General features: G+C 71.9%; 21 protein-coding genes. 8 read left to right on the top strand and 13 right to left on the bottom strand.

The genetic code is table 11. The features are described 5' to 3' along the window. Window positions 1–47: 47 nt before the first annotated feature. The 4 genes from L942_RS09480 to L942_RS09495 all read right to left on the bottom strand — a co-directional run bounded on the left by L942_RS09480 (window position 48) and on the right by L942_RS09495 (window position 4585). Window positions 48–1643 (bottom strand): ABC transporter substrate-binding protein, encoded by a 1596-nt coding sequence (locus L942_RS09480; RefSeq protein WP_081655006.1) that lies wholly within the window; start codon window positions 1641–1643, stop codon window positions 48–50. A 109-nt stretch (window positions 1644–1752) separates the two neighbouring features. After that, window positions 1753–2592, bottom strand: a complete 840-nt coding sequence (locus L942_RS09485; RefSeq protein WP_037357657.1) for an MBL fold metallo-hydrolase — start codon at window positions 2590–2592, stop codon at window positions 1753–1755. Then, window positions 2589–3416, bottom strand: coding sequence for a hypothetical protein (locus L942_RS44205; protein WP_037357659.1), 828 nt, complete (start codon window positions 3414–3416; stop codon window positions 2589–2591). The genes L942_RS09485 and L942_RS44205 overlap by 4 nt, the downstream gene beginning before the upstream one ends. Window positions 3417–3631: 215 nt before the next feature. Then, window positions 3632–4585: a hypothetical protein gene (locus L942_RS09495; protein WP_037357661.1), complete on the bottom strand. Its 954-nt coding sequence runs from the start codon at window positions 4583–4585 to the stop codon at window positions 3632–3634. A gap of 247 nt (window positions 4586–4832) precedes the next feature. Here L942_RS09495 and L942_RS09500 point away from each other — a divergent pair, with 247 nt between their 5' ends. Next, entirely contained in the window at window positions 4833–6443 is a 1611-nt protein-coding gene (locus L942_RS09500) for an amidohydrolase (protein WP_037357664.1), read from the top strand. 231 nt (window positions 6444–6674) lie between these two features. On the opposite strand, the gene L942_RS09505 is transcribed toward L942_RS09500, so the two are convergent. Then, a complete protein-coding gene (locus tag L942_RS09505) occupies window positions 6675–7736 on the bottom strand; it encodes a cation diffusion facilitator family transporter (RefSeq protein WP_037357666.1) in 1062 nt (353 codons plus the stop codon). Between the two features lie 110 nt (window positions 7737–7846). Between L942_RS09505 and L942_RS09510 the strand changes: the two genes are divergently transcribed. Next, window positions 7847–8227 (top strand): ArsR/SmtB family transcription factor, encoded by a 381-nt coding sequence (locus L942_RS09510; RefSeq protein ID WP_037357669.1) that lies wholly within the window; start codon window positions 7847–7849, stop codon window positions 8225–8227. Window positions 8228–8735: 508 nt separating this feature from the next. Here L942_RS09510 and L942_RS09515 read toward each other — a convergent pair. Then, the gene (locus tag L942_RS09515; RefSeq protein ID WP_037357672.1) at window positions 8736–9110 is read right to left on the bottom strand and encodes a DUF2267 domain-containing protein; all 375 of its coding nucleotides are present in this window, start codon (window positions 9108–9110) and stop codon (window positions 8736–8738) included. A 74-nt stretch (window positions 9111–9184) separates the two neighbouring features. Here L942_RS09515 and L942_RS09520 point away from each other — a divergent pair, with 74 nt between their 5' ends. From L942_RS09520 to L942_RS09530, 3 genes are all read left to right on the top strand, one after another. After that, complete coding sequence (locus L942_RS09520; RefSeq protein ID WP_037357675.1) at window positions 9185–9541, top strand: hypothetical protein; 357 nt, start codon at window positions 9185–9187, stop codon at window positions 9539–9541. A 66-nt stretch (window positions 9542–9607) separates the two neighbouring features. Then, a complete protein-coding gene (locus L942_RS09525) occupies window positions 9608–9976 on the top strand; it encodes a hypothetical protein (protein ID WP_037357678.1) in 369 nt (122 codons plus the stop codon). 55 nt (window positions 9977–10031) lie between these two features. Then, window positions 10032–10445: a DUF4383 domain-containing protein gene (locus L942_RS09530; protein WP_051165838.1), complete on the top strand. Its 414-nt coding sequence runs from the start codon at window positions 10032–10034 to the stop codon at window positions 10443–10445. Here the strand turns inward: L942_RS09530 and L942_RS09535 are convergent. The 3 genes from L942_RS09535 to L942_RS09545 are packed head-to-tail and all read right to left on the bottom strand — an operon-like array spanning window position 10442 to window position 13745. Next, window positions 10442–11263 (bottom strand): SDR family oxidoreductase, encoded by an 822-nt coding sequence (locus tag L942_RS09535; protein WP_081655008.1) that lies wholly within the window; start codon window positions 11261–11263, stop codon window positions 10442–10444. The genes L942_RS09530 and L942_RS09535 overlap by 4 nt on opposite strands. Before the next feature lie 23 nt (window positions 11264–11286). Beyond that, window positions 11287–12288 (bottom strand): glycosyltransferase family 9 protein, encoded by a 1002-nt coding sequence (locus tag L942_RS09540; protein WP_037357681.1) that lies wholly within the window; start codon window positions 12286–12288, stop codon window positions 11287–11289. Then, window positions 12285–13745 carry an HAD-IIIA family hydrolase gene (locus L942_RS09545; protein ID WP_037357684.1) on the bottom strand — a complete coding sequence of 487 codons (1461 nt, stop codon included), beginning with the start codon at window positions 13743–13745 and terminating at the stop codon, window positions 12285–12287. Before L942_RS09545 ends, L942_RS09540 begins: the two co-directional genes overlap by 4 nt. A 96-nt stretch (window positions 13746–13841) precedes the next feature. Between L942_RS09545 and L942_RS09550 the strand changes: the two genes are divergently transcribed. Genes L942_RS09550 through L942_RS09560 form a run of 3 tightly spaced genes read left to right on the top strand, consistent with a single transcriptional unit; the run spans window position 13842 to window position 17381 of the window. Continuing rightward, complete coding sequence (locus L942_RS09550; RefSeq protein ID WP_037357686.1) at window positions 13842–15212, top strand: aldehyde dehydrogenase family protein; 1371 nt, start codon at window positions 13842–13844, stop codon at window positions 15210–15212. Beyond that, entirely contained in the window at window positions 15209–16285 is a 1077-nt protein-coding gene (locus L942_RS09555) for an FUSC family protein (protein ID WP_037357689.1), read from the top strand. Before L942_RS09550 ends, L942_RS09555 begins: the two co-directional genes overlap by 4 nt. 46 nt (window positions 16286–16331) lie before the next feature. Then, window positions 16332–17381 (top strand): NAD-dependent epimerase/dehydratase family protein, encoded by a 1050-nt coding sequence (locus tag L942_RS09560; RefSeq protein WP_037357692.1) that lies wholly within the window; start codon window positions 16332–16334, stop codon window positions 17379–17381. 38 nt (window positions 17382–17419) lie between these two features. Here the strand turns inward: L942_RS09560 and L942_RS09565 are convergent, their stop codons facing one another. The 4 genes from L942_RS09565 to L942_RS09580 form a co-directional block, all read right to left on the bottom strand. Next, window positions 17420–17959, bottom strand: a complete 540-nt coding sequence (locus L942_RS09565) for a flavodoxin family protein (RefSeq protein ID WP_235079001.1) — start codon at window positions 17957–17959, stop codon at window positions 17420–17422. After that, window positions 17883–19319 (bottom strand): UDP-glucose dehydrogenase family protein, encoded by a 1437-nt coding sequence (locus tag L942_RS09570; protein WP_081655009.1) that lies wholly within the window; start codon window positions 19317–19319, stop codon window positions 17883–17885. Before L942_RS09570 ends, L942_RS09565 begins: the two co-directional genes overlap by 77 nt. Then, complete coding sequence (locus L942_RS09575; protein WP_037357696.1) at window positions 19312–20250, bottom strand: glycosyltransferase family 9 protein; 939 nt, start codon at window positions 20248–20250, stop codon at window positions 19312–19314. Before L942_RS09575 ends, L942_RS09570 begins: the two co-directional genes overlap by 8 nt. Window positions 20251–20323: 73 nt before the next feature. Further along, window positions 20324–21010, bottom strand: coding sequence for an SDR family oxidoreductase (locus L942_RS09580; RefSeq protein WP_037357699.1), 687 nt, complete (start codon window positions 21008–21010; stop codon window positions 20324–20326). Window positions 21011–21014: the final 4 nt, after the last annotated feature.

Consider the following 21014-nt stretch of genomic DNA (forward strand, 5'->3'; position numbering starts at 1 on the left):
CCCGCGCCCGGCTCCGGGAACGGCCCGGAGCCGGGCGCGGGAAGCCGTCAGCCCGCGATGCCGGACCAGCGGATCGGCCCGTTCGGCAGCGGTGCCGAGGTCTTTTCGCCGCCCGCCGTGACGACCAGGTTGGGCGTTTCGACGAGCTCGATCACCGGCACCTGGGTGTCGCCGATCCGGGCCAACTGCTTGAGCAGGTCGGTGCGCTGGGCCGTCTGGTCCACCGGAGTCCCGGCCAGCTGCTGCCGCACGCTGTCGTAGGTCGGATCCGAGAATCCGGTGGTGTTGTTGGGAGAGTTGGAGAATTTGATCCAAGCCAGGTACGCCGGATCGGCGATCACGACCGGTTCGCCGTACAGGACGGCTTGGTAGGCGCCGCCGAGGACCGCGGTGGAGAAGTCGGTCGGGCTGGCCATCGGCCGCAGCGTGACGTTGATGCCGACGTTCTTCAGCATCGACTGCACCAGCACCGCCGTGCGCTGTGCGACGGGGCCCGGACGGGTCGGGCTGTAGGTCAGGGTCAAGTCGAAGCCGCGGGGATAGCCCGCTTCTGCCAGCAGCGCTTTCGCCTTGGCGGCGTCGAAAGTGTAGGTGTCGCCGAAGGTGCCGAGATTGAAAGCGGCATTGAACGACGATTTCGCCGGCTTCGCGTAGCCGAAATAGGCGCCGGTGACGATTTGCTGGCGATCGATGGCCATCGAGATCGCCTGCCGCACCCGCACGTCGTTCAACGGCGGTTTCGTCGTCGACAGCATCAGGTTGTCCATGTTCAGCCCGGGACAGTCGTGCACCTTGACGTTCGGTTTCGCGGCCAGCGCCTTGTACTGGTCGTACTGGAAGCCGCTGGCGACCTGCGCCTGGCCGGACGCGACGATCTGGCTCCGGGTCGCGTCCGTCGGCACCGCCTGCACGGAAAGCGAGTCGATGCCCGGCTTCTGCCCGCCGTAACCGGCCACCGCCGACACGCTGAGCGCTTGGCCGGGCGTGAAGGAATCGAGTTTCCAGCCGCTGTAGTCGGCGATGTTCTTGGCCAGCCAGTCGTGCCCGATCGGGTCCGCGCCGGTCGCGTGTTTCTTCGCCTCCGTGCTGTCGTACACGTACGCCAGCGGGTTCTGCAGCATTTCCTCGGTGTAGGAGTTCCATTTCCGGACGTTCAGCGAAACCGTGTGCGGATCGACGACGGACACCAGGTTCGACGTGTCGTATCCGGCGATTTCGAAGGTTTTCTTCAGCACCGGCTGCGCCTTGAACCCGTAGGTCTCGAACGACCATTTCACGTCGTCCGCGGACAGCGTGTTGCCGGTCTGGCTCTTCAGCGGGCGCAGTTTCACGGTGATCGCCGTGTGCGCCGGGTTCACCTCGATCGAATCGGCGATCAGGCCGGTCACGCCGTCCGGCGTGGAACCGCAGCCGGTGGCGGTGTCGCCTTGTTTGTAGGTCGCGAGCTGGGAACCCAGTCCGGACAGGACCAGCTGCGACGCCGCCCCGCCCCACGGGGCGATGGTGAGCGTGTCGGGCAGGCTCTGGACCGCCATCACGACGTGGCGGCCGCCGCTCGCTTGCTGGGTTCCGCCGCCGCAGGCGGTGATCCCGGCGGCCAGGAGCAGAACCGCTCCCGCGGCCGCACCGTGCACAGGCCTCATTGTTCGCTCCTTGCTGACGAGCGCGATCAGGACGGGGGTCCGGGAAGGGGACCCGGAGGGAAGCAGAGCCGGTGAAGGTTCCCCTCACCGCGGCACCGCGACAGGTGATTCAGGCGCGGTAGGCCTGTTTGTGCCCGGCTCGGACGATCGGCAGCACGTCGAGCAGGTCGGTGATGACGTTGCCGTGCGTGGGGCACACCAGTTCCGCGCCCAGTTCCCGGGCGAGGTCGGCGACCCCCGCGTACCGTTCGTCGGCGTCGTCGACGAAACGGGAGAAATACAGCGCGCTGCCGGTGAAGAACGCGGCGTTCTCCACCGCGATCGGCCGGCGCAGTTCGCCGGTCGTGAGCCCGCATTCGCCCGGCAGGTGCGCCGGGTCCTCGTCGTCCAGCTCCGGCCGGTGCATGTAGCAGAATCCGTCCGCGGTGAAAAGGCTTTTCGCCCGCGGCGCGTAGCCCCATTGCGTGTTCGGCAGATCGCGGATCATCGCCTCGACCACCAGGAATTCGTGCCCGCCGCCGAGATCGAACCGGTCGCCGGGCCGGGTGGCGCGCAGGTTGGGCACGACCTCCGGATAGAACAGGTGGTAGTCGCGGACGTCGCCGATCACCTGGAGATCCGGGTACTTTTCGACGAATCGCGGCAGGTTGCCGGTGTGCGGCAGCTCCGGGTGCGTCGCGAACAGATAGGTGAGGTCGCGGCCGCCGAGCACCCGCTCGACGACCTCCTCGATCGCCCACCAGCTCGACGGCGCGCCGGTGTCGACCAGCACCGAACCTTCGGCGCCCTGCACCAGATACGCCGAGTTGTGCCCGTGGATGAGCCGTCCGTCCACTTCGAACGGAAGGCAGGCGCCGATCCACGTCACCCCGTCCGCGACGAGCCGGGGCAGGTCGCTGCTCAGCTCGTGCGCCATCGCGTCCAGGTCGAGGTCTTCGATCCCGCTCATGCGCCCACCGTCCGCAAAGCCTGGAGCATCAACCGCAGATGTCGTTCGACGACCGGGCGGCCGCGCAGCACGCAGCCGCGCGCGGGCGCGATGATTTCCGGCTGCAGTGCGGAAAACCGGTCCTCCAGCCATTCGCACAGCCGGTTGGTCGTCGCTTTCCGCAGCCATTCGTACTTGGCGACGAGATGCCCGACGACATCGTCCACAGTGGTCGGGTCCGCGGTGGACGGATCGATCACCCGCGATGCCGCCGGATCGCGGACGACCCCGTGGGTGAACACATCGGAGGTGAAGAGCGCGCCGGTTTCCGCGTCCCAGCCCCAAAAAGTCGGCAGCAGCCGCAGCAACGGGGATTCGATCTCCAGCGCCCGCCCGCCGGCGCCGACCTCGAGCCGCGGTGCGCGGGGCATCGAATCGCCGCCCTCGCTGCGGGTGTCGATCTGCTTGCGCCTTCCCTGGTACCGCATCCGGTGGACGTCGTCGAAGGCGTCGAAGGGATTGACGACGCCGCCGGTGAAGAGCGCGGAAATGTCGAACTCCCGGGAAATCGGCTCGAGATTCGACACGCAGTCCATTTCGCCGCGAGTGAAGAAGACGGCGAGTTCTCCGCGACCGCCGAGCGAAGAACGCAACCCGTCGAGCACCTCTTCGCGGTGCACGGCCAGCCCGGAGTCGACCAGCAGCGCCCCGGAGTCCTCCGTGAGCAGATAGCAGTTCGACGGCTGCCAGCCCTCCGCCGTCGAAGGCACCCAGCTGACCCGACCGTCGATCGGGATCATCCCGCCCAGGGCGGTGAGCTTGCCGGGGATCAGCGTTGTGGTCACGCCTTCATCGTGATGAAGAGCCATCAATATGTCAAGGATCAGTGTGCGCCGTTCGGCCGCGCCGAGTAGCCCGATCCTGGTCCGGCCGCAGGGGGAAGGGAAGAGTCCGGAGTGGACGGCAGTTTCCCACCGGTCATGCCGCCGACAGAGTCGAAGAATCACCGATCCGGCGCTGAGCGCGCGAGAATCTCGTTGTCCGGCTTGAGGATCCGTGGTCAGGCCCGCGGCGCGGCCTTCGACGCCCTGCGCGGTACCCGGCGCCCGTCGGCGCGCAGCATCGGCCCGAACCGCGACCGTGCCTCATCCGCCAGTTCGGCGCCGAGGTCCGCCTCGTACCGGCCCGCGCCGGCCGCGATGCGCAGCCGATCGCCTCGCCCGCCGAGACCGGTGATCCGGTTCCGCGCCACGGCCAGCAATTGCACCCCGTGCGTCAACGGCCGCCGGCCCAGCACATGCCGGACCACGACCAGTTCCTGCCGGGTCAGCACGACGAACGCGGCGGGGCGGGATTGCTGCCACAGCCAGCGCCGCGGGAGTTCCGGTTCCGCGCCGAGGTACCGCGCGTGCCGGGGATGCCCGAGTGCGACCAGAGGCGACGCCGGGAGCCGCTCCCAGCCGAGCGTCGGCGGGCCCGCGTGCGCCGGTTCCGGCGCGCCGGGGCGGTGCGCACGCGACCGCGCGTGCGTCAGCAGGTCGGCCACCGTGGGCCACGCCCACGAGCGGTAACGGAAAACCAGTGTCGCGCGAGCACCGGTTAGCACCAGGCACGAATGCTTCCCGGCCATCGCGTGCTCGACGGCGATCAGCTCGGGGTACGGGATCGCGCCGACGATGCGCGGGTACGGCAGGTCGTCGACCCACAGCGCCACGCCGCGCGTGCCCGCGCCCAGCGCCTGTTCGGGCGTCCACACCACGCCGCGCGTGCCCGCGCCCAGCGCCTGTTCGGGCGTCCACACCACGCCGTCGCCGGACGGGCGGGTCGCCGACGGGGCCAGGACCACCTCGCCCGGGCCGACCAGGTCCGCGAGGTCGTCCGCCGCCGCGCCCGGGCGCGACCAGCGGGAGGGGGGCTTGGTGTCGAGCCGGTCGGCGAGGTCGCGGCCGACCTGGATCTCCCACGGCTGCGCCGCGGCGCTGAGCGCGGTCCGCGCCGCACCGATGCCGGACATGCGAGCCTCCTGCCTCCGCCGGAGCCGGGCCGGGCGCCTGTGCTTCCAGCGTATACACCGCCGCGCGGGCGATTCTCATTCCCGGAGTCCGCCCGGGTGGGACCGAGATCACCCGATTGCCGCAACCCGCTTCGACGATGCGCCCGCGCCCGCCCCGCCCCTAGAATCGGCGAGGCGGCACCGTGGCCACACCGTCCTTTGTGGACACAGCGCCGCGCGGTCAGCCGTCGACCCTGGAGGGAAGCCCGTGTCCGCACCGGAATCCGTGCAGATCGTCACCGCCCGGCGGATCGTGACCATGGCCGGCGCCGAGCCCCCGGCGTTCGCGATGCGCGGCGAATGGGTCGTGGCCCACGGCAGCGTCGCCGACCTGCGCGGACAGTTCCCGTCGGCCGAGGTGCACGATTTCGGCGACGCCACCGTCGTCCCCGGCTTCAACGACGCCCACCAGCACCCGACCGTCGTCGCCGCGCAATCCCTGCAGGTCGACCTCTCGCCGTCCCGGATCCGCTCGACCGCCGACCTCGCCGCGGCCCTGCGCGACCGAGCCGCCGCGACGCCGCCCGGCGAATGGGTGATCGGCTGCGGCTACGACTCGTTCCGCAGCAACGGCGGCCGCGAACTCACCCGCGCCGAACTGGACGAGGCCTGCCCGGACCACCCGGTCCTGGTCGTGCACGTGACGCTGCACGCGGGCGTCCTCAACTCCCGCGGCCTCGCCCTCGCCGGGCTCAGCGACGCCAGCGAACCCCCGCCCGGCGGCCACCTCGGCCGCGACGCCGCCGGCCGCCTCGACGGCGTGATCCACGACCAGGCCCTCTACGACCTGGCGTTTCCCGCCTTCACCCCGCGCCCGACGATCGTGCGGGACCCGCCCACCGAGGTCTTGGCCGCCGCCTTCGCCCGGCACGCCGCCGACCTGCACGCCGCGGGCCTCACCTCGGTCGGCGACGCCCTGGTCGGACCCACCGAATGGCAGGTCCTCCGCCATCTCGCCGACCAGAATCAGCTCACGCTGCGGGTGAACGCGCTGGCCGCCTACGACCATTTCGACTACTTCCGCGCGCTGCCCGAGGAGCCGGTCACCGCGGAAACCCGGCTGCGGCTCGGCGGGGTCAAGACCTTCGCCGACGGTGCCGTCAACGGCGGAACCTGCCTGGTCGAACAGCCCATCGAAGGCACCGACAGCTACGGGCTCGAGCGGGTCAGCGCCGCCGAGCTGGCCGATACGGTGCGGCACGTGCACGACGCCGGCTGGCGAGTCTGCGTGCACGCCAACGGCGACCGCGCGATCCGCCGCGTCCTCGACGCCGTCGACAAGGCGCAAGCCGCCAAACCGCGGCAGGACCCGCGGCACCGCATCGAACACTGTTCTATCATCGACGACGAGATCCTGAAGCGAATGCGCGAGCACGGCATGATCGCGGTGCCGTTCGCGAACTACGCCGCCGCGCACGGGGACAAACTCACCCAGTACTACGGAGCGGAGCGGGTCGAGCGAATGTTCGCCCACCGCTCGATGCTCGACGCGGGGGTGGCGGTAGCCGGTTCGTCCGACCACCCGTGCGGGCCGTTCCCGCCGCTGTACGCGCTGCGCAGCTGCGTGACGCGCCGGGCTCCGAACGGCGAGCTGTTCGGACCTTCGCAGCGAATCAGCATCGAGGCCGCACTCGGGGTGTACACGACGGGGTCGGCATACGCGTCCGGCGAGGAAACGACGAAGGGCCAGCTCGCGCCGGGGTTTTTGGCCGATTTCGCGGTGCTGGCGGAAGATCCGTTGGAGGCGGACCCGGAGACGCTGGACCGGCTGCCGGTACGGGAAACGTGGGTCGGCGGGGAGCGGGTCTGGTCGGCTTAGCGGTTTTGAGCAGCGAGCGGGCCACTTTTATGTCAGAAATCGATATTTGCGAAAGAAATCGAATCGGCTGACGCTTTCGGAACGAAAGCTGTCACACCAACCTCCTCCATCCGGAGACAGTGATCGGCGACTGGAAAGCTTGCGCGTCGGCCCGGCGCATCGCGAAACCGGCGTCGCCACGGCGTTGACGGAAGAATTCTTCGTGTGGACGGTCGATCTGCCGCGGTGCGATCAGCCGAGGTGCACGGTCTCCGCCCCGATCGCCGGTTCGACGTGCACCGCCGCCGCGGTCAGCCGGGGCACTGCGGCGGTCAATTCGTGTTCCAGGCTGTGCGCCAGTTCGTGCGCCTGCTCGACGGTGAGCGTGTTGGCGACCTGGACCGCGAGTTCGGCGCGCAGGCTGTGGCCGATCCAGCGCATCCGGACCTCGCGGACGCCCTCCACGCCGGGCACCGCGGCGGCCGTTCGTTCGGCCAGTTCGACGGTCGCCGGGTCGACGGCGTCCATCAGTCGCTGGAAGACTTCCTTCGCCGCGTCGCGCAGGACGAACAGGATCGCGACCGTGATCAGCAAGCCGATCACCGGGTCGGCGGCCGGGAAACCGAGGGCGACGCCGATCGCGCCCAGGACCACGGCCAGCGAGGTGAAGCCGTCGGTGCGGGCGTGCAGGCCGTCGGCGACCAAGGCGGCCGAGCCGATTTGCCGGCCGACGGTGATGCGGTATCGCGCGACGAGTTCGTTTCCGGCGAATCCGACCACTCCCGCCGCGGCGAGCACCCAGAGCTGCTGCACGGGATGCGGGTGCAGCAGGCGGTCGACGGCCTCGTAGGCGGCGAGCGCGGCCGATCCGGCGATGATCAGCACCACGACGACTCCGGCCAGGTCCTCGGCGCGGCCCAGCCCGTAGGTGTAGCGGCGGGTCGCGGCGCGGCGGCCCAGCGCGAAGGCGATGCCGAGGGGCAGGGCGGTGAGGGCGTCGGCGAAGTTGTGGATGGTGTCGCCCAGCAGCGCTACCGAGCCGGTGACCGCGACCAGCGCCAGCTGGATGACGGCGGTGCCGAACAGGGCGGCGAACGACCAGGTCAGCGCCCGGATGCCGCGCTGGCTGGTCTCGAGGGCGGTGTCGAGGCGGTCGGCGCTGTCGTGGCTGTGCGGGGTGAGGAAGTGCTTGACGCGGTGCCGCCAGGTCGCGAAGTCGCCGTGGCCATGCCCATGGCCGTGCTCCGGGCCGTGGCCGTGACCATGCCCGGTGCCGTCCCCTGGCTGCGAACGGTCCCGGCGCAGCTCCGCCATCAGCAACTCCCGGATGCTCGAACACTTCGCGACCGGGCGATCGCGCCCGTCGAGGTCAGCATACCTGCGCAGATGCGCATATAGCCAAGAAGGGACGGTAGCATCGGGGCATGCACTCCTCCCTGCCGGACTTCGACATGCCCACCGACGAGCAGGTCCACCTGGCCGCGGAAAGCTTCCGCCTGCTCTCCGACCCGACGCGGATCAGGGTGCTGTGGGCACTGCTGCAGGGAGAATCGTCAGTGGCCTGCCTCGCCGAACTGGCCGGCGCCGCGCCGACGGCGGTCAGCCAGCATCTGGCCAAACTCCGGCTGGCGGGCCTGGTCAAGGGCCGCCGCGAGGGGACGTTCGTGTACTACTCCGCCGCGGACGAGCACGTCCGGGGGCTGCTGGCCCAGGCGCTTCACCACGCCGACCACGTGGACCGGGACATCCCGAGCGAACCCGGCAGCCATCCGCAGCCGCATCGGCCGCGGATGCGGAACGCCTGAGCAGTCAGGTCGCCGCAGCCCCCGCCGATCATCCACAACGGCACCGGCCGCGGACGCGAAACATGGACTGCGGGGCGGCCTCAGCCTCCGCCAAGCGCAGCAACGATCGCCAGCAGCCCCACCTCACCGCCACCCGCGCCATTCCGGCCGCAGATGCGGAACACTGAGCAGTCAAGCCGCCGCAGCCCGCCGAGCGGCACAACGGCCCCTGGAGCACCCAACCTCGCCGATCACCCCAGAGCAGCACTGGCTGCGGATGCGAAACAGCGGGCAGGGGCAGCGGGGCGATCTCATCCTCCGCCCGCAGATGCGCAACGCCCGACCACCGCCGCAGCCCAACCAAACGCCGCAACCCCCTCGCAGCAGTTCGCAAACCGCACTACCACTCGCAGCTGCATCGGGCGCGGAACCCTGGGCAACGAGCGGCCGATCCTCCACCAAGCACGCACCGATCCAGGCGGCACCTCCGAGACCTCACCCATCCCCCGAGCCGCATGCGTAACAGCAGTCAAGCCGCCGCAACCCCCACCAACCGCCGCAGCGGCACCGGCAGCGTCTCCCACACCTCGTCCGCCACCTGCACCGTCTCGCGGCCCAGGACGTCCAGCACCACGCCCGTCCGGTGCACGGCTTCCGGTTCGGTCAGGTGCGCCGCGCGCGCGATCCGTTCGACGAATTCCTCCAGTTCGAAGCGTTTCCCCGCACCGCCGCCCGGGCGGAGGTCTTCCGCCAGTTCGGCCGGCAGTTGCACCGCCAGGCTTGCCGCCGCTTCCGGGGAAATCCGTTCGGACAGCGTGCGCAGCACCGCGTGCGCGACCCGTTCGGCGTCGCGGGGCTCGGGCAGGCAAGCCCGCCTCCGGATCAGTTCGACGATCTCGTTCATCGTCCCCGGATACCCGCACCGACCGGCCGCAATCCCTCCGGTTAGCCGTGCGACCACCGGGTATCAGCCGTTCCATGGACCATTCAGCGACGTCTCCCGCACCGGCCGAGCAGGCGCAGACCGCGCTGCGCCGGCTCCGTCGCGAAGCCGGTGCCGGCGGCTACGACTCCCCCGCGGAGCTGTACCGGACGCTCGGTTTGCTGAGCCTGCTGGCCGACGACCTTTCCGAGCTTCTCCCCGACCTGTCCGGCCAGCTCGAAGAAGCCCTCCTCGCCGGGCGCGTGCGGCATCTTTCCGACGACGCCCAGGCAGCCTGCGACGCCGTCGCCTCGGCCGCGCACAGCGTCTCGGTCGCCCGCTTCACCGCGCTCCTGGTCGGACAGGAAATCCAGAAGGCGCAGGCCGCCATCCGCGACCTCGCCGCGGCCTGAACCCCGTTTTGTCCCGTTCCGGCCGGGTATCCGACCGGGAAAGCGCGGTAGCGAGAAGGGAGCGCAATGGCCGACAGCGACCCGGCTGAGCCCGAAACCCTCGACCAGTCCGAATCCCTCGACGAGGACGAACTGCGGGTCGACCCGCTGGAAGGCGGCGTCGAACCCGCCGAACGCTGGAGCCCGGCGACGCGGCAGGCCACCACCCCGGCCGAGGCGCGCGAAGGCGAACCGCTCGGCCGCCGGCTCGCCGAGGAGCGGCCGGACGTCCAGCCGGTGCCGAACCCGCCCGACGACGAAACGCTCGCCCGGGCGGAGGCGGCCCGGGCGGCGGCTCCGGACGAGGATCTTCCGCAGCGCCGGGCCGACCCGGATCCCGGCGAGCAGGCCGACGAGGCCGGCGGTTCCGTCGCCAAGTCGCTGCGCGAGGAGTGACCCGGAAGCTGTTGCGCGGCAAGGGAAGTACGGCCGCAAGGGAAAGGAGTCCCCCATGCCGACGGTCATCGCCCGTTCCTGGGCCCGTCCGGTCGTCGCCGTGCTCGGACTGATCTACCTGGTCCTCGGCGTCGCCGGGTTCTTCGTGCCCGAGACCGCGCACGGCGGACACGACACCACTCGCGTCGTCTGGCTGTTCAGTTCCAGCACAGTGCTGAACATCGTGCACACCGCACTGGGGTTGCTCGGCCTTCTGGCCGCCCGCAAGCTTTCCGGCGCTGTCGCGTACTGCTGGGTGCTGTTCGTCGCGTTCACCGGATTGACCGCATACGGGATCCTCGCGACGGCGTTCAGCACCGCACGCGAGGACCCGGTGAACCTCAACTGGGCGGACAACTGGCTGCACGGGCTGACCGCACTGGTCGCCTTGGTCGTCGCGCTCAGCGGCAGCCGCGCCGAAGAGGCTTAGGGACGGCGCCAGCTGTGGTCCGGGAACGCTGTCCCGGCCTGCGCGCCCATCCGGATCAGCCCGCCGTCGACCACCAAGGACGAACCGGTGATGTACCCCGCCGCGGGGGTGGCCAGGAAAGCCACCGCCGCGGCGACTTCGCGGGCGTGCCCGGGGCGGCCCAACGGGATTCCGGGACGGTCCTGGTCGCGCGGATCCGCGTCGGCCTGGCCGGTCATCGGGGTGGAGATTTCGCCGGGCGCGACGGAATTGACCGTGATCCCGTGCTCGGCGAGTTCGAGCGCGAGCACCTGCGTCAACGCCCCCGCACCGGCTTTCGCCGCGCAGTACGGAGCGGCGCCGACCCTCGGCACGTGTTCGTGGACGCTGGTGATCGTGATGATCCGGCCGCCGCGGCCGGCGTCGATCATGTGCCGCGCGGCCCGTTGCGAGCACACGAAAACTCCGTGCAGGTCGACGTCCACGACGCCGCGCCAGGTGTCGAAGTCCATGTCCGTCACGAGTTCGCTGCTGCCGGTCCCGGAGCAGTTCACCAGCACGTCGACGCCGCCGAGTTCGCCGGCGAGGTCGTCCACGACGCTCGCCGCGGTGGGCAGGTCGGTCAGGTCGAGGTGCCGCACGTGCGCGGCCCCGCCCTGGTCCCGCGCCTCGGCGGCGGTCTCCTCCGCACCGGTTTTGTCGGTGTGCCAAGTGATTCCGACGTCCACTCCCCCGCCGGCCAGCGCGACGGCCACGGCCCGGCCGATGCCGGAATCCGCGCCGGTCACGACCGCGGTGCGCGGTCCGTCGGTCTCTTCGGGCAACGGTGCTGGGTCCACCGTGCTTCTCCTTTCCTTGCGGTTCAAGCGGTGATCCGGCGGCTCGGCGCCTTGGCCAGTTCCTCCACCGCGGCCACGACTTCCGCCGGGTCGATGCCGTCCAGGCACGGATGCCCGGGGACCGGGCACGTCCGGGCGCGGCTCCCCCGGCACGGCGCGTGCTGGTCGCCGAGCAGCGCCGCCGGAACCCCGAACGGAGCCCAGCGCGCGGCCGGCACCACCGGCGAGAAAAGCGACACCACCGGAGTTCCGACCGCTGCCGCCAGATGCGCCGGTCCAGTGTTCGGAGCCACGACGGCTTCCGCCCCGGCGAGCACCGCGGCCAGCTCGGGCAACGTGGTGCGACCGCTCAGATCGACGTCGGCGCGCATCCCCTCCGGTGCCGCACCGGTCACCACCACGCGGTGGCCGGCTTCGGCGAGCGCGTCCGCTATTCGTCCACTGTGCACCGGAGACGGGCTGCGCGCCGGGACCGAAGCTGTCGGGTGCACCACGACGTAGTCTCCGATTCCGGTCAGCGCGGAAACGTCCGGCAATGGGCGGCGGACCGCGAGCCGTCCGTCGTCGCCGGCGGGCAGCGAGTACCCGGCGGCTTGGACGAGCGACAGCATCCGCAACGCCTCCGGCGGATCGCCTGGCACGCGGTGGCGCAGGTCGAGGAGGCTGCCCGGATAGTCCTCGCAGATCGCGCCGATCCATGGCACCCCGGCCATGCGCAGCACCAGCGCGAGCGGCAACGGCGACTGGTGGAAGGACGTGAACACGAAGGCCTCGTCGAATCCGGCGAGCTGTCCGGCGAGGGCCTCGACGGACGCGCGGGTCAGCGGCGGCGGTTCGGGGTCGATCCACGGTGCGCGGAAGACCCGCACCTCGTCCACCCCGGGCAGCAGTTCGCCGGCGGCCGCGCCGTGGGGTCCGGCCAGCAGCGTGACGTGCGCGGTGTGCGCGGCGATCGCCCGGATCGCCGGGCCGGCCAGCAGGACGTCGCCGAGATTGTCCTGCCGGGCCACCAGAACGCGCTTCACCGGACGACCCCGGCCTGCCGCAGTGCGTCCGCGAGATCCCGGGCCACCAGCGCGTCGCGGCGCGCGCGAGCGATCTCGGCGGGCAACGTGCGAGCGGTCGGCACCAGCACGGCGCGGGCCCCGGCCGCGAGTCCCGCTTCGACGTCCGCGCCGGTGTCGCCGATGACGACGCAGCGCGCGGGATCGACCTGCAACTCCTTCGCCGCCCGCCGGACGAGTTCCGGCGACGGTTTCCGGCAGTCGCAGCCGTCGCCGGCGTCGTGCGGGCAGACCTGCCAGGTGCCGAATTCGCCGAACAACTGCTCCACGCGGGCGTTCACCGCGTTCAGCTGACTCGGTTCGATCAGTCCTTTCGCGACTCCGGACTGATTGCTCACCACGCCCACCCGCACGCCGTTGCGCCGGAGTTCCCGCACGAGGCCGACGGCTCCGTCGACCGGCCGGACCTGCTCCGGATCGGACAGATACGGGACGTCGTGGATCAACGTGTCGTCGCGGTCGAACAGCACCGCCTGCGGCCGGAGCGTCCGGCGGGCGGCGATTTCCCCGCGGAGCCGGTGATAGCAGGCGGCGGGCGGGATCAGCACGCTCGTCACGAGCATGCGCGCGATTTCGCCCGGCGTGGCAGGTCCGGAACGGATGCGTTGCGCGGCGAACGCTCCGGTCAATCCGGCCCAAGCCGCCAAGGCGAGGCGGCGCCTCTTCGGCGCGAGCGCGGCGACCGCGGCGGCGACGGTCACCGCGTGCCGTCCCAGCATCCCGCTGCCGGCGCCGGTTCGCTGCCGCCACAGGACGCCGTGCTTGTACCGCATCCTGGCGTTGTCCGCGTTGCCTCGTTGGGCTTTTACGCTGGCGAAGAACCCCGAACGACGCGCTGGATGGGTCGTGACCCGCTCGCCGCGCTCGATGCGGTGTCCCTTGAGCACCACGCGCAGGGCCAAGTCGGAGTCTTCCCGGAACGCACGCGGGAAGCGCTCGTCGAAACCGCCGGACTCGACCAGCGCGGTCCGGCGGTACGCCATGTCCGCGGTGATCCACCGCGCCGTTTCCAGCCCGGCGGTGCCGCGTTCGTCGTCGGTGGGTTTCCGGTCTTCCGGCAGCGGAACGACGATTCTCGCCTGCGACGCGGCGGTTTCCGGCGGCAAGCGGGCGAGGTCGGCGACCAGCTGGGCGGGCCAGTCGGGGGCGAGGACCACGTCGTCGTCCACGAAAGCGATCCAGCCGGACTTCGCCGCGCGCCAGCCGACGTTGCGCGCGGCGGCCGGTCCGCGTCCGTACGAGCGCAGCACCCGGACGCCCTCGGGCACCTCCAGGGCTGTCCCTTGTGGACGGTCGTCGACCACGATCACCTCGGCCGGGCCGGGGCCTCCGGCGGTCGCGAGCGTGTCCAGCAGGGTGCGCAGCGCGGGGCGGCCGGTGGTCGGGATCACCACGGTGTAGTCCGGGAAAGTGGTCACGTCGGCCGGTTTACCCGGCATCGGCGCGGGCAAACGGGACGCATGACCGCGCGGGCGCCGGGGTATCCGCAGCGCGAGGCGACTACAGGAGGTGCGATGACCACGCTCGACGACCGGGCCGCCGCGCTCGCGATCACCGACCCGGCCGACGGGGGCCCGGTAGGCGCGGTCCCGATGGCCAGCCCGGACGAACTCGACGCCGCGCTGGGACTCGCGCACCGGGCGCAGCCGGGCTGGGACCGGACCCCGGCCGCCGAACGCGGCGCGGCGCTGCGGGCCGCCGCGGACCGGCTGCGCGCGCACGCGGACGACCTGGCCGAGATCAACCGCCGCGAAACCGGCCGTCCGCTCGAGGAAGCCAAGGCCGGGGTGCTCGCCGGAGCCGGCACCCTCGGCCAGTACGCCGAACTCGGCCCGGTGCATCGCGGCCGCACCCTCCTCGGGGATTTCGCCGCCACCGACCTGATGGTCCCGGAGCCGCGCGGCGTGGTGGTCGCGCTGACGCCGTGGAACGACCCGGTGGCCGTCTCGTGCGGGTTGATCGGCGCGGCCGTCGTCACCGGGAACACCGTGGTGCACAAGCCGAGCGAACGGTGTCCGCACACCGGAACGCTGTTCGGCGAAGTCCTCGCCGGGGTCTTTCCCGAAGGCGTGCTGCAGACCGTGCACGGCGACGGGCGGATCGGCGCGGTGCTGGCCGCCCGGAGCGATGTGGACGTTCTCGCGCACGTCGGCAGCACCGCGACCGGCCGGTCGATCGCCGCCAGCGCGGCGGCGACCGGAGCGAAAGCGCTTCTGGAGAACGGCGGCAACGATCCGCTCGTGGTGGACGAGGACGTCGACCCGCGCTGGGCCGCCGAGCAGGCCGCGCTCGGCTCGTTCGCGAACTCCGGGCAGATTTGCGTTGCGGTGGAACGAATCTACCTGCACCGCGCGATAGCCGAGGCGTTCACCGGCGCGCTCGTCGAAATCGCCCGTGAGCAGACGCTCGCGCCGCTCGTCGACACGCGGCACCGCGACCATGTCCATTCCCACGTGGAGAACGCCGTGTCGCTGGGTGCCGAAATCCGTACCGGCGGCGAAATCCCGTCCGGGCCGGGCGCGCATTACCCGGCGACGGTGCTCACCGGCTGCACCGGCCAGATGCGCGTGCTGCGCGAGGAAACCTTCGGTCCGGTCGCACCGGTGTGCGTGGTGGATTCCTTCGAACACGGGCTGGCCGAGGCCGCGAACGACGACTACGGGCTCGCCGCGACGGTGCTCACCGCGTCGATGGAACACGCGCAGCACGCTTGGCGGGAGCTGGCGGTGGGAACGGTCAAGGTCAACGCCGTCTTCGGCGGTGCCCCCGGCGGGGCGGCTCATCCGCGGCGCGGCAGCGGGTCCGGCTACGGTTACGGGCCCGAACTGCTCGACGAGATGACCCAGACGAAGCTCGTCCACCTGGGCGCGCCAGTACGCGCGTGAGGCCCGGACTCGATCGCAGCCCGCTGGGCTGGGCGGCTCGCGCGATCCGCGTCCCGGGCAGCGAGCGACGCACTGCCCTGCAGGCGGCCAAGGCGACCGTCGCCGCCGTGGCCGCCTGGCTGCTTTCCACCCAGGTGCTCAGGCTGTCCCAGCCGTTCCTCGCGCCTTACGCGGCGGTTTTCCTCGTGGAAGCGACCGTCTACCGGAGCCTGCTCGGCTGGGCGCAACAGGTCGGCTCGGTCACGCTCGGGGTGCTGCTCGCCGCCGGCGTGTCGCAGCTGGTGCCCGAGCAGACGGCGACGCTGGCGATCGTCGTCTTCGTCGGGCTGCTCGTCGGTTCGTGGCGGCGGCTGGGCGCGTCCGGCGTGTGGGTCGGGGTGACCGGGATGCTGCTGGTCACCTACGGGACCGCGCGGAGTTCGGAACTGCTCGGCGACCGGCTGCTGGAGACCGCCCTCGGCGCCGCCATCGGGCTGGCGGTGAACGTGCTGATCTTCCCGCCGCTGTACGGCGAACGCGTCGCCGCCGCGGCCGACCGGCTCGCTTCCGCGCTCGCCGGATTGCTGGAGAACACCGCCGAGCTGGTGCGCGGCGACGAGCCGCCGGAGGAGCTGGACGAATGGCTCGGGCAGATCAGCGACGTGCGCAGTCTCGCCCGGGCGGCCGAGGACGCGTCGGTGCTCACCCGGGAGGGGCGGTTTCTCAATCTGCGCAAGCGAAGCCGGCATTCCGGGGTGCAGCACGAGCGCTCGCTGCGGACGCTCGGGGCGTTGTGGCCGCCGGTCGAGCAGCTGGTCGAGGCGGTCCGCACGACCTCGGAGGGACGCGAGCCGTTCGTCTACCCGTGGCCGCGCGCCCGGGACGCGGTCGCGGACCTGCTGCGGGAACTCGCCGCCGCGGTGCGGGACACCGCGGTCCCCGGCCGGGAGGTGGACCTCGAGCGCTGCCGATCGCTGGTCTCCCAGGTCGAGGACCGGCTTGTCTCCTCGCAGGACGGCGTGACCGCGACCCTCGGGCTGGGCGCGATGGCGCTCCCGGTCCGGCGGCTGCTGCGGCAGCTCGACCAGCAGTGATCGGCCCGCAGTGATTGGCCCGGGCCAGCCCGGGTACTCGGCCCCGATGACTTCCCGGCGGATCGCAGTGACCGGCGCCACCGGCAACATCGGCACCGCGACAGTGCGCGCCCTCGCAGCCGAACCCGAGGTCGAGGCGATCACCGGCCTCGAACGACGTCCGGCGGGCATTCCGCCGCCGAAGACGGAGTACGTCGGCGTCGACGTGGCGCACGACGATCTGACGCCAGCGCTGCGCGACGTCGACACCGTCGTGCACCTGGCGTGGCTTTTCCAGCCGACCCATCGCCCGGACATCACGTGGGAGGCGAACGTCCGCGGCTCGCTCCGGCTGTTCGAGGCCGCCGCGGTCGCGGGAGTGTCGACGCTGGTGGTGGTGTCCTCGGTCGGGGCCTACTCCCCCGCTTCGCACGACCGCCCGGTCACCGAGGACTACCCGACGCATGGCTGGCCAGGTGCCGCGTACCCGCGCGAAAAGGCTTATGTGGAGCGGCTTCTGGACTCCTTCGAACAGAAGCATCCGGATCTCCGGGTGGTGCGGGTCCGGCCCGGCTTCGTCTTCCAGCGCGCCGCGTCGACCGAGCAGCGGCGGTTGTTCGCCGGGCCGTTCGTGCCCGGCAGTCTTCTCCGGCCGGGTCTGGTGCCCGTCGTGCCGGACATCCCCGGCTTGCGGTTCCAGGTCGTGCACGCCGACGATCTCGCCGACGCCCTCTGCCGCTGCGTCGGGCGACCGGTGTCGGGGGCGTTCAACATCGCCGCCGATCCGGTGGTCGACCCGCGGTTGCTGGCGCGGATCCTGCGGGCGCGGCGAGTGCCGGTCCCCGCGGGACTGGTCAAGCCCGCGCTCGCGGCCGCTTGGCGGATGCGTCTGGTGCCCGCGACGCCCGGGCTGTTCGACACGGTGCTGCGGCTGCCGGTGATGGACACGACCCGAGCGCGGTCCGAATTGGAGTGGCAGCCGCGGTGGTCCGCGGAGGCGACGATACGGGAATTCCTGCACGGGCTCCGCCGCGGCGAGGGCGGAGACACCCCGCCGCTGGCCCCGGACGGGCATCGCGGGCACGAGATCGCGACCGGGGCCGGGCAGCGGCCGTGAACCCCTCGGCCGGGCTGTTTCCCGGCCGAGGAGCAGCGTCACGAAGCCGGGTACTGCTGCTTCCCCAGCAGCTCCGCCAGATGCACCGCGTTCCGGACCAGCGTCGCGTTCGTCGAAGCGACTGCCTCCGGGGTCTCGTCCAGGTCCTGGTAATCGCCGCCCCGCATGGCTTCGCCGTTCCAGTACGTGCCGCCCTGGGCCGGGATAGTGAAGCCGATGTCGTTGAGCGACTGGAAAAGGTCCGCGGTGATCTTGTGCGCCCCGTCCTCGTTGCCGACCACCGCCACGACCCCGACCTTGCCGAACATCCCCGGCCGGCCCTCGTCGTCGGTCTCGGACTGTTCGGCGTTCAGCCGTTCCACCACTCGCTGCGCGATGCTCGACATGTGCCCGACCCAGGTCGGCGTCGAGATCAGCACGATGTCCGCGGCGGCCACCTTGCGCCGGATCTCCGGCCATTCGTCGCCGTCGCCCGCGTCGGCGACGACGCCCGGGCGCACGTCATGGTCGACCACCCGGACCAGTTCGCCGGTCGCCCCCCGCTGCGCGAACAGGTCGAGCAGCTGCCGGGCGATCAGGTCGCTGCTGGAGCGGTCCGGCGAGCGCTTGAGGGTGCAGCCTAGGGCGAGAACACGCATCGGGTACCTCCACGGGAGTGCCGACGCCGATCCGGGAGAACCCGGCCTCGGCGAGCACGGTCGGATCGAGCAGATTGCGGGTGTCGACCACGACCGGCCGGTCGGCCGCCTCGGCGAGCCGCCGCCAGTCGAGGCCGCGGAACTCCGGCCATTCGGTGAGCACGGCCAGCGCGGCCGCGTCTTTCGCGACCAGATAGGGATCGTCCACGACGGTCGCTCCGTCCAGTTCGGACTGAACGGCCGGGTCGTGCGCGGTGACCTCGGCGCCGCGGCGGACCAGGTCGGTCACGACCGCGACCGCCGGGGAATCGCGCACGTCGCCGGTGCCGGCCTTGAACGCCAGCCCGAGCACGCCGATCCGGACGCCGTCCAGCGAACCGTCCGGACGCCCGGTCGCCGCCGTCCGGATCGCGCGGACCATCCGCGTGCGCTGCCGGGCGTTCACCCGCACCGCGTCGCGCAGCAGGCCGAACTCGACGCCCGCCGAATCGGCCGCCCGCAGCAGCGCGCTGGCGTCCTTCGGCAGGCAGGACCCGCCCCAGCCCGGGCCGGGCGCCAGGAAATGCGGGCCGATCCGCGGGTCGAGGCCCATCACCGCGGACACGTCGCGCACGTCCGCGTCGAACTGCTCGCACAGTTCGGCGAGGGTGTTCGCGTACGACGCCTTCACCGCGAGGAAGCCGTTGCTGGCGTACTTGGCCAGCTCGGCGCTCGCGCTGCTCGTGCGCACGACCCGGGCTTCGGTCGGCGCGTAGAGCTGCGCGACCCGGTCCGCGGCGGGCGAATCCGGCGGATCCGCGCCGACGACGACCCGGTCCGGGCACCGGAAATCGTGCACGACATGACCTTCGCGCAGGAATTCCGGGTTGCTGACCACCGGAAGGTCAGCGCGGCCGAGGTACTCCGGGATCCGCCGTGCGGTCCCGACCGGCACGGTCGACTTCGTCACCACCACCGTGCCCGGCGCGAGCACCCGGCCGAGGTCGCCGAGTGCGCTGCGGAGCGCGCGCAGGTCCGGGGTGCCGTCCTCGCCCGGCGGGGTCGGCAGGCACAGGAACACCATCGTCGATCCGGCGACGGCGGCGTACTCCACGGAGAAGGCCAGGGTGCCCTCCCGCAGTCCTTCGGCGACCAGTTCCGCCAGCCCCGGTTCGGCGAGGTCGACTTCCCCGGCCCGCAGCCGGGAAACCTTGGTCTCGTCAATGTCTACAGTGGACACTCGATGGCCCATCGCGGCGAAACAGGACGCGGTGGTGAGCCCGACGTAGCCCGCGCCGAGCACGCCGATCCGTTCAGCCATGCGACACCCCCTGCCGCAGCACCGACTGAGCCGCCGCCAGCACCCGGTCCGTGCTCAGCAGCAGCAATCCGGAGTCGGGTTCCGTCCCGTGCGGGTCGCCGACGTCGCCCACCCACAGCACGACGTGCTGCGGAGCGTCCGGCGGCGGGCCCCAGCACCGGGGCGGCGTCGGGCCGAACAGCAAGACGGACGGCGTGCCGAACGCGGTCGCGAGGTGGCCGACTCCGGTGTCCCCGCACACCACCAACACCGCTTCCGCGACCAGCGCGGCCAGCTCGGCCAGTCCGGTCCGCCCGGCGAGCACCGCGTCCGGGCCCAGCCCGGCCCGGCCCGCGACTTCCTCCGCCAGCTCGCGTTCGGCCGCCGCACCGGTGATTGCCACCCGCTGTCCGGCGGCGGCCAGGTCGCGCGCCACCTCCGCGAACCTCTCCGGCGGCCAGCGGCGCGCCGGGAACGCCGCACCCGGGTGCACGACGACGGCCCCCGGCGCGGGACTCGGCCCGGGCGGCGGGGAGATCCGCAGGTCCCGGCGGTCGGCCGGGCATTGGCCGTACTCGACCAGGCGGCACCAGCGGTCGACCTCGTGGATGCCCGGCGTCCAGTCGAGGCCGGGGATCTCCGGGACCGCCGGGTTCCGGTGGGTGAGCAGGGTGTCCGGCAGGACGGCCATCAGGTCGCGGATGCTCTCCGGGCCGTTGCCGTGCAGATTCACCGCCAGCCGCGGCGGCGGGCCCGGCCAGTCCAGTGCGCCGAGCCCGGGAGTGGGCAGCAGCTCGTCGACCGCGTCGACCAGCTCGGCCAGGTCCCGCAGCCATTCCGGCGCGGCCAGCACGAGGCGTTCGCCGGGATGCGCTTGGCGCAGGCCGCGCAGCGCCGGGACCGCGGTGAGCAGGTCGCCGATGCCGAGGGCGCGCAACGCGAGCACGGTCATGGCCGGATCCCTTCCGCCGGCGCGGGATTCTCTACGGCACAGCGCCCGGCAGGCGCGGCGGCTCCGGGCCGGCTCATGGCCACGACCCCTCCTCCGACGCGCACACCACCAGCTCCCGCACCTCCGCGTCCGGCGGCTGGCCGAGCGCGAACGCGATCGTCCCGGCGACGTGCTCCGGCCGGTTCAGCTTCGCGTCCGCGGGCGGCCGGTACTGTTCCGTGCGGTCGTCGAAGAACCGGGTCCACATCCCGCCGGGCACGAGCAGCGTCACCCCGACCCGGCCGGCCAGCTCCGCCGCGAGCGCGCGCGTGAACCCGACGACGCCGAATTTCGAAGCGCAGTACGCGGTCGCGTCGCTGACCGCCTTGATGCCGAGCGTCGAGGACACGGTGACGATCCGGCCGTGCGACTGCTCCAGGTACGGCAGCGCGGCCCGCACCACGGCGACTGTGCCGAGGAGGTTCACGTGCACGACCCGTTCCCAGTCCTTCGCCGGGACCTCGCCGAGCGGACCGCACGCGTCGATCCCGGCCGCGGTCACCACCCCGTCGAGCCCGCCCGCTCTTTCGGCCACCTCGCGGACGGCTTCCTCGGCGGCAGCCGAGTCCGCGAGGTCGACCTGCACGCATTCCACTCCATCCGCGGGCCGCGCGCGGTCCAGCACCCACGGGGTGCCGCCTTCCGCGCGGACCGCCTCGGCCGTCGCGGCGCCGAGACCGGACGCGCCGCCGGTGATCAGGACATTGCCCAGAGAACGCATCAGA

This window comes from Amycolatopsis orientalis DSM 43388 (genome assembly GCF_000411975.1).
In the GTDB taxonomy this organism is placed as follows: Bacteria; Actinomycetota; Actinomycetes; order Mycobacteriales; family Pseudonocardiaceae; genus Amycolatopsis; species Amycolatopsis orientalis_D.

What these genes read in the sequence shown, in the direction of transcription:
- L942_RS09480 (WP_081655006.1), bottom strand. Translation starts at nt 1,643, where the DNA reads ATGAGGCCTGTGCACGGTGCGGCCGCGGGAGCGGTTCTGCTCCTGGCC.
- L942_RS09485 (WP_037357657.1), bottom strand. Translation starts at nt 2,592, where the DNA reads ATGAGCGGGATCGAAGACCTCGACCTGGACGCGATGGCGCACGAGCTG.
- L942_RS09495 (WP_037357661.1), bottom strand. Translation starts at nt 4,585, where the DNA reads ATGTCCGGCATCGGTGCGGCGCGGACCGCGCTCAGCGCCGCGGCGCAG.
- L942_RS09505 (WP_037357666.1), bottom strand. Translation starts at nt 7,736, where the DNA reads ATGGCGGAGCTGCGCCGGGACCGTTCGCAGCCAGGGGACGGCACCGGG.
- L942_RS09510 (WP_037357669.1), top strand. Translation starts at nt 7,847, where the DNA reads ATGCACTCCTCCCTGCCGGACTTCGACATGCCCACCGACGAGCAGGTC.
- L942_RS09515 (WP_037357672.1), bottom strand. Translation starts at nt 9,110, where the DNA reads ATGAACGAGATCGTCGAACTGATCCGGAGGCGGGCTTGCCTGCCCGAG.
- L942_RS09520 (WP_037357675.1), top strand. Translation starts at nt 9,185, where the DNA reads ATGGACCATTCAGCGACGTCTCCCGCACCGGCCGAGCAGGCGCAGACC.
- L942_RS09525 (WP_037357678.1), top strand. Translation starts at nt 9,608, where the DNA reads ATGGCCGACAGCGACCCGGCTGAGCCCGAAACCCTCGACCAGTCCGAA.
- L942_RS09530 (WP_051165838.1), top strand. Translation starts at nt 10,032, where the DNA reads ATGCCGACGGTCATCGCCCGTTCCTGGGCCCGTCCGGTCGTCGCCGTG.
- L942_RS09550 (WP_037357686.1), top strand. Translation starts at nt 13,842, where the DNA reads ATGACCACGCTCGACGACCGGGCCGCCGCGCTCGCGATCACCGACCCG.
- L942_RS09560 (WP_037357692.1), top strand. Translation starts at nt 16,332, where the DNA reads ATGACTTCCCGGCGGATCGCAGTGACCGGCGCCACCGGCAACATCGGC.
- L942_RS09570 (WP_081655009.1), bottom strand. Translation starts at nt 19,319, where the DNA reads ATGGCTGAACGGATCGGCGTGCTCGGCGCGGGCTACGTCGGGCTCACC.
- L942_RS09575 (WP_037357696.1), bottom strand. Translation starts at nt 20,250, where the DNA reads ATGACCGTGCTCGCGTTGCGCGCCCTCGGCATCGGCGACCTGCTCACC.
- L942_RS09580 (WP_037357699.1), bottom strand. Translation starts at nt 21,010, where the DNA reads ATGCGTTCTCTGGGCAATGTCCTGATCACCGGCGGCGCGTCCGGTCTC.